Raw genomic sequence first — 10672 nt, forward strand, 5'->3', positions numbered from 1 at the left:
CGTCAGGAGTCCTCGATGGTGATGAAGGGATCCCACTGGAAGTAGCCCTTCAACTGGCGGTGGCGGTCCAGGATCTGGAAGTAGAAGTGGTAGGTGACCTTGCCGGGCTGTTTCACGGTCGTGCGCCAGTAGTGGTCCTGGTAACGCTGGGTCTCGAACTCCGGCCTGCCCTCGGTGCCCTCCTTCGGCAGGGGGTAGATGCCGCTGACCACCTCGATCGTCGGCGGCTTGATGAGCTGGTACTGACTGTCGCTGCTGACGTACCGGTAGAGCAGGGCCTTGTACTCGCTGCCGAGCGACAGGGTCGTCTCGCGCCACTTGATGAAGTCCCCTGGTTCGGCGCGCAGGTTCAGCTCGGCGCCCGACGTGCCGATGATGTGATCGTGGCGGGTGGTCATGTAGATCAGGCGCGGGTCGACCTGCGTGGGCGCGTCGGGGTTGCGGGACGCGTTGGGGTTCCGTTCGACGATGGTGGCCGCGTCGAACGAGATCAGTACGTTGAGTTCAGCCATGCTGCTGCTCCTTCTTCGTGGGCACCTTGTAGGCCATCGCCCTCGGGTAGTCGTGGCGGTGCAGGTGGACGCGGACCAGGAGCGGGCCCGCGTTGAGCGGGTCGGACGGGTCGGTGAGGCGGTCCAGGAGGTCGTCGAGTTCCGCGGTGTGCGCGACGGTGACGCCGTGCGCCGGGGTGTGTTTGCCGGCGAAGACGTCCGCGAGACGGTCGTAGTGCCAGGGGTGGAGGACGTTGTAGAAGTCCGCTTCGGTGGCGTCCTCGTCGGCGTAGTACCGCGGATGCACCAGCATCTGCTCGACGCCGTAGAAGTGGCCGTTGTCCATGACGAACACCACCGACCGCAGCCCGTGCCGGGTGTGCGTGGAGATTTCCTGGCAGGTCTCCTGGAAGGCGCCGTCGCCGACGAACACCATCGGGCGGGCGGCGCCGCGCTCGGGGGCGAGCGCGGCGCCGGTGGCCGCCCCGACCGACCAGCCGATGGACAGCCAGCTGACCTGCGAGAGGAACCCGCCCGCGGGCAGGGACAGGTTCATCGAGCCGATGAGGGAGAACGCGGCGTCGGAGACGACCGTCCAGTCCTCCCGTGTCTCGTGGTTGAGGAAGTGGTTGACCCGGTCGAAGACGGCGTCGTAGGTGAGGCGCCGGCCGGCCCCGTGCGGGGCGGCCGAACCGGCGGCGCGGAGTGAGGCGCGGTGGTGTTCGAGGGCCGCGGGGCGGTCGCCGCGCGGCCCGTGGTGGGCGTAGGACTCCGCGTAGTAGTCGGCGGCCAGGCCTCCTGAGCCGTACGTCTTCACCAGCGCGTCCTGGAGGGCGGGCAGCAGCCAGGTGAGCTGGACGTCGGGGAAGTAGGAGGTGCCGACGCTGATGCCGCCGTGCGCGGCCATCACCCAGTCGCCGCCGACGCACTGCTCCCCGCCGAGGTTCTTCGACGTGGACCAGGCGCCGAGCCCGATGCGGCAGGTGGCCCAGTCCTTGAAGACGGCGTGCACGTCCGGGTGACTGGCGCCGCCGTTGTAGACACCGTGGAACTGCTGCAGGTCCTCGTCGACGACGGCCTTGGCGCCGACGGTGGTGCAGAACGGCACGCCCGTCGCCTCCACCAGGTCGGTGAGCTGCCCGCCGAGGCCGAACCGGTCGATCTCCTCGCCGGCCCAGACGATCGGGCGTGGCCTGCCGTCCGGGCCGGGGTGCTCCTCGACCAGGCCGAGGACCGCCTGCACGGCGTGGTCCAGCATGGGCTGGTTGCGCGCGCTGAACGGCCGCTCCCGGGGGACGATCGGCGCCTCAGGGCCGGGGCAGGGCTCGTCCCAGAGGTCCTCCATGACCTCCAGGTAGACCGGCCGGCGCTCGGAGAGGCACGCGGTGAGCGCGGCGTCGATCTGGCCGGGGGCGAGACCCGGGTTGGAGATGACCTGGGCGTCCACGGTGACCTGCCGGTAGACGTCCAGGTTGCTCTCCGGGCGGGGGCTCATGTGCGAGGTGAGCAGGCCGACAGCCCGGTAGTTCTGCCACTGCTCGTAGGGCGGGGAGGCGTTGACGGCGACCAGCGGGACCTGTTCGACGTAGGCGCCGCCGCAGGCGTTGAGGAGGTTGAACGCGCCGACGCTGTAGGTGACGGCGGCGGCGCCGATGCCGTGGATCCGGGCGTAGGCGTCGGCGGCCTGGCCGGCGCCGCCCTCGGTGGGGGTGCCGACCCACTCGATGTCGCCCTCGGCCCGCAGGGTGGTCAGGAACGGGCCGAGGTGGTTGCCGGGGACGCCGAAGAGGTGGGTGATGCCCAGTTCGGCCAGGCGCAGGGCGAGGTAGCGGGCGACCGTGCACCCGGGGTCGATCGCGCTCACGAGTGGCCCCCGTCCCGGTCCGCGCCCGGGGTGGTGACCGGCGGGGCCTGGTGGACGGCGAGGGCGGCACGCACGGCGCTCTCCAGGGCGCCCTCGATCCAGGCGTGCTTGAGGGAGGTGTGCTCTCCGGCGAAGTGCACGGGGCCTTCGGGCCGGGAGACGTCGAGGTGGAAGCTGGTCATCTGGTGCGCGGTGTAGATGGCGGCCTCGCCGAAGGCGTACGGGTCGCGGGCCCAGCTCTGGGTGGCGCCGCGTCCGGTGAAGAACACCTCGATGCGGCGGCCGTGCAGGGCCTGGAGGTTGCGCAGGGCGTAGACGTAGCGCTCCGAACTGCGCATGGAGTCCCAGCGGGCGGCGTCGTCGGACCAGCAGTACGAGGCGAGCACGACGCCGCCGGTGCTGCCCTCGACCCGGTGCGACGGGTAGTACATGAACCGGTTGGGGTTGTCGGTGGCCGAGCCCCCTCCGAAGCAGTGGGTGGCGGGGCGGACGGCGGGGCCGCGCAGCGGCAGGGTGCTGTTGAGCTGCCGCATCTCCTCGGTGACGCTGCTGTCCTTGACGGCGGCCGCCAGCAGGCCGGTGCCCGACCCGGCGAACGTGAGGTCGGGTTCTGCGTCCGCCTGGCCGCCCGGTCGGTAGTACTCGTACAGGCCGGGCGCGATGCGGTCGAGTTCGTCGCGCCAGTCGGCCTCGGTGAACTCCCACCAGCGGTGGCTGAACTCCAGCAGCACCTTGGTGGCCTGGTCGTAGTGGGTCTCGATGATCGCGCGGCGCTTCTTGTACGACATCGAGGGGACGATCTCCACGAAGCGCAGGGCGGAGAACGGGATGGTGACGATCGCCAGGTCGGCCGTCCACAGGCGCGGCGGGGCCTGTGGATCGTTCTCGGCGACGGTCTGCACGGCCACGCCCCAGCCGTCGGGTCCGACCGCGCCGGTGCCCTCGGGGTCGGTGTCGCGGCTGGGGTCGTGGTACTCCAGGCGGATCATGCGGTGGCCGAGCCGCACCTCGTCGCGCAGGCCCTGGTGGAGGGCGTGCGGCAGGCGCCAGCTGCCGCCGGGTATCTCCCAGTAGCGGACACCCGGGTTGATGTCGCTGCGGCTCAGGAAGCTGTGGAAGAACGAAAGGTGCAGCCGCGAGGACATGTTCTCCAGCGTTCCGACGGCCTCGATCGCCTCGTCGCTGAGCCCCGCGTGGTCGCGCAGGAAACCGCCCATCGAGTAGCCGTCGAAGTCGCGGATCACCCGGGCCCAGCCCTCGACCCACTCCTCGAAGGGCTTGTTGACGCGCCGCCCGTCGACGACGTCGGAGTAGTAGTCGCGCACGCACTCCAGGGCGTCGTCGACCATCTTCACGACGGGGGCGCGGACCTCGTCGTCGGTGAGGTGGAAGCCCTCGTTGATCCGCTCTGGACCGGCGGCGTAGTCGGCGCGCCTCACCTGGGTGCGGTTGGTGCGGATCCAGGAGTTGCCGCGCTTGTCGGGTTCGCGGAAGCCGGGGCTGTCGTCGCCGTAGGTCCAGGTGCGGCCGGTGAAGGAGGTGTACGTCACCGGGGGCACGGGGACGTCGGGGCCGCTGCCGGTGCCGGGGGCCACGTCCACGTTGTAGAACTGGCGGCGGCCGAGCCCGAGTTTGTCGACCAGGGCGAGGACGAGCGGGTGGAAGTCGGGCAGCCGCATGGCACCGGCCTCGGCGTACTGGGCCGGGTCGTCGAAGGGCTGCTGGTGTTTGGTGGCGCGGAAGGTCTTGATGCGTCCGCCGACCCGGCCGGCGTTGGCCTCCAGGATGGTGACGTCGTGTCCGGCGTCCTTGAGCAGCCGGCCGGCGACGAGGCCGGTGATGCCGGCGCCGATGACGAGGATCTTCTTGCGCGGGTGCGGGGTGGGGCCGAGGCGGCCCGTGTCGATCAGGGTGTGCAGATAGCCGAGTTTGAGGTCGGTGCCGTCGGGCCCGACGAGGAGGAGTTCACGGGCGAGCCTCAGGCAGGTCTGCCAGCGGGCACGGGCGGCCGAGTCGTCCCGGGGTAAGTCGGTCATAGCTTGCGATCGTAGATATGCCGAAACGATTTCGCGGTTTTTATCGCGCATAAAGTCCGGAAAACAGCGATCGCGTTTCCTGACGGGATTTCGACTTGCTCGAATTCCTTTGCGAAATACGGGAGATTCGTCAGGGACGGAAGGTAAAGGGGCGCAAAAAGGCCCCCATCACCAATTCACTTGCGGAATGCGGAAATCCGAGTTGAGGTCGGAGAGGCCGCCGAGCCGGCCCATGCCCTGGCCCGCCCCGGCGAGCAGGGCGGAGGCGACGAGCAGGAACCGCCACCGACGACCGACCGGACGCGTTGTTCGGGCAGCGGACCGGGTGGCTGAACAATCCGCGCCGCGACTGAACTGGGCTCTCTGGAAGGGCCGCAGCACGGAGAGGGGTCGTCGGATGGGCAGGAGCAGGAGCGTCGCGGTCATGGTCGCCGGGCTGGTGCTGGCCGTCGGGGGTTGCGGGGAGGGCGGGACGGACGAGAAGACCGCCGGGTCGTCGGCCGAGCCGAAGCCGGCCCGGTCGCCGTCATCGTCGCCGTCGCCGTCGTCCGAACTCGTGGAGTGGGCCGGTGACATGTGCGAGTCGACGGTCGCGCTCCGGAACCTGCGGAAGGAGAGCGCCGCGGATCTGAAGGAGATCCGGGACTCGGACGACGAGACCGGGATGCTCGCCCACGCCCGCGCCCTCAGTTACCTCTCCACGACACCGGCGGACGTGGACACCGTGGCCGGCGACCTGGAGGCCATCGGTGCGTCGGGCGTTCCCGCGGCCGACCGGCTCCGCGACGCCCTGCGGAAGAAGGTCAGGAGTGTCGCGAACGAACTCGAAGCGCAGTCACCGGCGGTGGGCCTCGAGTACGCCGAGAGCACTGTCGCGGACGTCGACAGGCGGGTCCAGTCCCTCACCCCGCCCCAGCCGGACCTGCCCGCGCTGGCCAAGAGGATTCCGCGGCTCGCGGCGGCGTACGAGCAGGCCGAGCAGTGCGCGCCGGGCTGGAAACCCGACGGGGCGTCCGGGGAGGGCGACTCGCCCGCGCCCGGCGCCACCGGCCCGCTGCCCAAGGCCGCGGACGGCAAGAACTACGCGGCCTGCTCGGACGGTGCGTGCGAGGTCCTGGTGACCTCCACGGCGGACATCACGGCGAAGGGCACGAAGGTGCACGTCATCGTGGCGGACGACTCCATCACCTTCCAGTCGGGGGGCGGCCTGATGCAGTTCGGCGGCGCGGGCGGTGAGGCCGGGTTCGGAAACGGCCTGAAAGCGACCGTCGTCGCCCACGACAAGGACGGTGCCGTACTGAAGTTCTCCCGTCCGTGATTACCTCTACCGCCCTCCGCAAGCCTCCCGGTAGGGGAGTTGCGGCAGATGCTCCTCCCAATCGGCCCGGGTCAGGACGCCGCCCGTGTGCGCACAGACGTACTGCGCCGCGCGGTCCGCGTCCAGCGTCCACACCCGGGCCGTCAGGTCGTAGCCGGCGGAGGCGAGGGCGTCGCCGCGCGGGCTGAACGCGACGGTGGTGACGGTGTCGAGGTGGCCGGTGAGTTCCTGGCCGGCCGGCTCGGCCCGGGCCGGGTCGGACACGTCCCACAGGCGGACCGTGTGGTCGCCGCTGCCGGTCGCCAGCGTCCTGCCGTCCGGCGCGAAGGACAGGGCCCGGACCGCCGCACGGTGTCCGGCCAGCTCCTTCCCCAACGGGCGTGTGCGGTCACCTCGTTCGACGTCCCGTACGTCCCACAGCCGTACCGTGCGGTCGTCGCTGCCGGTCGCCAGGGTCCTGCCGTCCGGGGCGAAGGCCACCGCTTCGACCGACTCGTTGTGTGCGGTGAGGGCGGCGCCCGCGGGCCGGGCCCGCGTCCCGTCGCCGTCCACGTGCCACAGGCGAACCGTGGCGTCCTCCGCGCCGGTGGCCAGGAGGCGGCCGTCCGGCGCGAAGGCCACGGAGGTGACGGCGTCCGTGTGGCCGCGCAGGCGTGCGCCCAGCGGCCGGGGGCGGTCCGCTCGCCGTACGTCCCACAGCCGTACCGTGTCGTCCTCGCCGCCGGTGGCCAGGGTGCGGCCGTCCGGCGCGAAGGCGACGGCGAGGACTCCCCCGTCGTGTGCGTGCAGGGGTGCTCCGAGCGGGGCGGGGCGGTCGGGCGTGGAGACGTCCCACAGGCGTACGGTGCCGTCCCCGGATCCGCTGACCGCCGTACGGCCGTCGGGCGCGAACGCGACGGCCAGCACCCGGTCCTCGTGGGCGAGCGGCCGCGGCAGCCGGCGCGGGCGGTCCGGGCGGCGTACGTCCCACAGGCGGACCAGGCCGTCGTCGGTGCTGGCGGCGGCGAGCAGGCGGCCGTCGGGGCTGTAGGCGACGGCGGTCACCGGGTTGGTGAAGTCCGTGAGGACCGCGGGCGGCCGGTGCCAGAGCAGGACGCCGCCGTCGGCGCCGGTGCTGGCGAGGGTGCGGCCGTCGGGGCTGAAGGCCACCTCCCACACGGGCTCCGTGTGCCCGGTCAGCGGCTCCCCGAGCCGCTGTGGATAGGCCGGGTTGGCCACGTTCCACAGCAGCGGCGCGTCGTCCTCGCCCGCGCTCGCCAGGGTCTCCCCGTCGGGGCTGAACGCGACCGACATGACGGGCGCGGTGTGCCCGGTGAGCGGTTCGCCCAGCGAGGTGAGCCGGTCCGGGCGGGACGCGTCCCACAGCCGTACGGTCTCGTCGAAGCCGGCGGTGGCCAGCGTGCGGCCGTCGGGCGAGAAGGCCAGGGTCCAGACCGGCTCGGTGTGGGCGCGCAGGGGCTTGCCCAGCGGTGTGATGCCGTCGCTCCCGCCGTACCGCCACATGCGGACGGTGCCGTCGTAGCCCGCCGTCGCCAGGGTGTTCCCGTCCGGGGCGAACGCGACCGCGCGGACGCTGCGGTCCTGCGAGTCGTCGGCCGCGGCGGGCTTGCCGACGGGCGCGGGGCGGGCCGGGTCGGTCAGGTCCCACAGGCGTACGGTGCCGTCGTCGCCGGCCGTGGCAAGGGTCTGGCCGTCGGGGGCGAAGGCGACGGAGACGATGTTCTCCTCGCCGTGGCTCACCAGCGGGCGGCCGAGGGCACGGGGGTGCTTTCGGTCCCGCACGTCCCACAGGCGAATGACGCCGCCCTCGCCGGTGGCCGCCAGCAAGGTGCGTTCCCCTGGCGCGAAGGCGACCGCGCCGACCCGGTCCGTCCCGAACCGCAGCGGTGCGCCCATGGCCCTGCCGCCGGTGTCCCACAGCCGGACCGTGCCGTCGTGGCCGCCGGCGGCCAGGGTGCGGCCGTCGGGCGCGTACGCCACGGAGCTGCCGCCCCCGTCGGGGCCGGGCAGCCGCGTGGCCAGGACCCGGCCCGCGTCCGAGGCCAGCCGGGTCCGCAGGTCCGGGGTGGAGCGCATGCGGTACGCGGCCACGTCGAGCCGGGCGGCCAGCCCGGCGTGGGTGTCGCGGACCCGGTCCGCCTCGGCCGTGAGCCCGCCGAACACGGCGTCGTCCCGTTCGGCCTGTGCGGTGGCGCGGGCCTGGAGGGCGACGACCGCGGTGCCGGTGGCGAGCAGGGCGAGCGCGGCGAGTACGGCCACGACCGTGCGGCGCAGGAGGGCGGCGCGGTGCCGGCGGCGGAGCGAGGCGGTGAGGAACCGCCGTTCCAGCGGGGTCAGTTCGTCACTGCCGGGGGCGGCGGCGTCCGCCGGGAAGGCGTCGCGGGCGGCGGACAGCCGGGAGCCGGCGTAGAGCGCGGCGTTCTCCTGCCCGAGGTCCCGCCAGGTGCGGGCCGCCTCGGACAGTGCGCGGTGGACGCGCAGCCGGTCGCGTTCGGCGTGGATCCAGGCGCGCAGCCGGGGCCAGGCGGTGATGAGCGCCTCGTGGGCGAGGTCGGCGGTGCCGTCGTCGAAGGTGATGAGGCGGGCCCGGGCCAGCCGTTCCAGGACCACCCGGGTGTCGGCGGGGTCGCCGAAGTCCAGCTCCGTGTGGTCGGTGGGGCGGCGCGTGTCGGCGGTCCCGTCGCCGGGCGCGACGAGGCGCAGCAGGATCCGCCGCGCCAACTCGGCTTGCTGTTCGGTCAGTTCGCCGTACACCTGCTCGGCCGTCCGTACGACGGCGCCGTGCAGTCCCCCGGCCGCCTCGTACGCCGCCTCGGTCAGGGCCCGGCCGCTGCGGTGGCGCCAGGTCTCCAGCAGGGCGTGCGACATCAGCGGCAGCCCGCCGGGTGCGCCCTCGACCTCGTCCAGGAGCCGGTCGGTCAGGGCGCGTTCGACGATCAGTCCGGCCGCGGCGGCCGGGCGGACGATGGCCTCCCGCAGTTCCGCCCGGCTCATCGGCCCGGCGAGCAGCGTGGCGTCCTGCAACGCGGCGGTCAGACCGGGGTGTTCGGCGCACCGGCCGAGGAAGTCGGCCCGCACGGCGATGACGACGCGCAGCCTGCTGTCGGCGGCGGTGGCGGCGACGAGCCGGTCGATGAAGGCGTCCCGGTCGGCCGGGTCGGCGCCGAGGGTGTACAGCTCCTCGAACTGGTCGACGATCAGCCAGGTGTCGGCGTCGGTGTCCGGTACGGGCACCAGCCGCTCGGCGTGCGTGCGCAGCGGGTCCGCGCCCGGGGTGAGGATCCGTACGGCCGCGGGCGGCGCGTCATCGTCGTCGGGCGCCCGCAGCCGGGGGATCAGGCCCGCCCGCAGCAGCGACGACTTGCCGCTGCCGGAGGGGCCGAAGACGGCGGTGAAGCGGTGCTTGCGGTTCAGCTCGGTGAGCCGCTCCACGAGCCGGTCGCGGCCGAAGAACAGTTCGGCGTCGCCCGGTTCGAAGCGGGTCAGGCCCCGGTAGGGCGGCCGGGCGGTGTCCTCGGCGGCGCTCTCGGCGGCCAGTTCCTCCGACGCCTCGCGCCACCGCCGCTCCCACTCGGCGAGGTCCCCGCCGCAGGCCCTGACGTAGGCGAGCGTCACCGCGCGGGTGGGCAGCTGCTTGCCGGCCGCCGCCTGCGACAGCGTCGTCACCCCGTACCGCGCCCGCCGGGCCATCTCCCGGTAGGTGGGCCTGCCCGCGGCCTCGCGCAGCGCACGCAGCCCGGCGGCGAACCGCTGCACCGGCCCTGCTTCCGGATCCAGCTCCCCCTCGGCGCGACCCGGCCCTGTCTGTCCCGGCACCTGCCCGCCCCCCCTCGCCTCGTACGCCCTCCACGACCTTCGACCGTATCGGCGTCCGTGACACGGGCGTTCACTTGATCCTCACGCTTCCTCCGGGCCACACGGTCCGTTTCACGCCTCGGGGTTGTTCGGTGCCGGGAGAGGGCCAGCCGAACAACGGCGCACGGCGGTCGAATGGCCGAAGGACGGCCGGGACGTCCATGGGGCGGCGGTCCGAGCCCTGCGAGGGGAGGGTTCGGGCCGCCCCGCGTCCGCACGGGCCGCCCCGCGTCCGCACACCCGCGACAAACTGGAGGAGAGCCATGTACGGACGACATCGCACCCGTCGCCTCGCCGTGGGGCTGGGCGCGGCGGCACTCACCATGACGCTCACGGCGACGACAGCGCCCCGGTCCGCGAGCACCGCGGCACAGCGGTACGACTGGGGCGACCCGCTCCCCGCGTGGTCGGACGAGTTCGGCTACGGCTCCGAGGCCGCCCCCGCCGTACCGGACCGCGCCAAGTGGCGCCTGGCCGGCGGCGGCCCCGGCAAGTGCTGGCCGGGCCACAGCGACAACGGCCGCCGCTGCGACGCCAACACCCGCGTCGTCGGCGGAGTCCTGCGCATGACCGGCGAGGCGGACGGCGACACCGGCTGGCTCGCCTCGCAGTACGGCCAGAAGTACGGCAGATGGGAGGCACGCGTGCGCTCCCGGGCCACCGCTCCCGACAACGGCCGGCAGTACCACCCGCTGCTGATCCTGTGGCCGGACTCGAACCAGCACCCCGAGGACGGCGAGTACGACTACCTGGAGAACGGCGCTCCCGGCGAGAAGTGCGCCGAGGCGTTCCTGCACTACCCGCACCCCGAGGACGTGCCCGTACAGCAGGAGCACGCCTGCAAGTGCGGGGTGGACCTGTCGCGGTGGCACAACGTGGCCGTCGAGTGGACCCCGGAGCACCTGCGCGGCTTCATCGACGGCGAGGAGTGGTTCCGCTTCTCCGGCGGCGCGAACGCAGACCGCGACTGCATCCAGTGCGCCCCGTCGATGCACCAGACCATCCAGCTCGACAACTTCCACGGGGACGGCCTGCAGAGCGCCGTCTACGAAGTGGACTGGGCGCGGGTCTACGACCTGCCGGACAACGAGAGTGTGAGGTGACCGCG

6 protein-coding genes are annotated in these 10672 nt (G+C 72.9%); 2 read left to right on the forward strand and 4 right to left on the reverse strand.

The annotated features are described in order from the left end of the window. Positions 1-2: 2 nt before the first annotated feature. From MQE23_RS21295 to MQE23_RS21305, 3 genes are read right to left on the reverse strand one after another with little or no spacing between them, the layout of a single operon-like run. Positions 3-512 carry an inclusion body family protein gene (locus MQE23_RS21295; RefSeq protein ID WP_020271389.1) on the reverse strand — a complete coding sequence of 170 codons (510 nt, stop codon included), beginning with the start codon at positions 510-512 and terminating at the stop codon, positions 3-5. Continuing rightward, a complete protein-coding gene (locus MQE23_RS21300; RefSeq protein ID WP_020271388.1) occupies positions 505-2355 on the reverse strand; it encodes a thiamine pyrophosphate-binding protein in 1851 nt (616 codons plus the stop codon). Before MQE23_RS21300 ends, MQE23_RS21295 begins: the two co-directional genes overlap by 8 nt. Next, on the reverse strand, positions 2352-4391 hold the full coding sequence (locus tag MQE23_RS21305; RefSeq protein ID WP_243379909.1) for an FAD-dependent oxidoreductase: 2040 nt from the start codon (positions 4389-4391) through the stop codon (positions 2352-2354). The genes MQE23_RS21300 and MQE23_RS21305 overlap by 4 nt, the downstream gene beginning before the upstream one ends. 397 nt (positions 4392-4788) lie before the next feature. On the opposite strand from MQE23_RS21305, the gene MQE23_RS21310 reads away from it, so the two are divergent. Continuing rightward, the gene (locus MQE23_RS21310) at positions 4789-5709 is read left to right on the forward strand and encodes a hypothetical protein (protein WP_020271386.1); all 921 of its coding nucleotides are present in this window, start codon (positions 4789-4791) and stop codon (positions 5707-5709) included. A gap of 6 nt (positions 5710-5715) precedes the next feature. Here the strand turns inward: MQE23_RS21310 and MQE23_RS21315 are convergent, their stop codons facing one another. Beyond that, positions 5716-9525, reverse strand: a complete 3810-nt coding sequence (locus MQE23_RS21315) for a WD40 repeat domain-containing protein (RefSeq protein WP_243379910.1) — start codon at positions 9523-9525, stop codon at positions 5716-5718. Between the two features lie 302 nt (positions 9526-9827). On the opposite strand from MQE23_RS21315, the gene MQE23_RS21320 reads away from it, so the two are divergent. Beyond that, positions 9828-10667: a glycoside hydrolase family 16 protein gene (locus tag MQE23_RS21320; RefSeq protein ID WP_243379912.1), complete on the forward strand. Its 840-nt coding sequence runs from the start codon at positions 9828-9830 to the stop codon at positions 10665-10667. Positions 10668-10672 lie beyond the last annotated feature (5 nt).

This window comes from Streptomyces sp. HP-A2021 (genome assembly GCF_022807935.1).
GTDB lineage: Bacteria > Actinomycetota > Actinomycetes > Streptomycetales > Streptomycetaceae > Streptomyces > Streptomyces afghaniensis.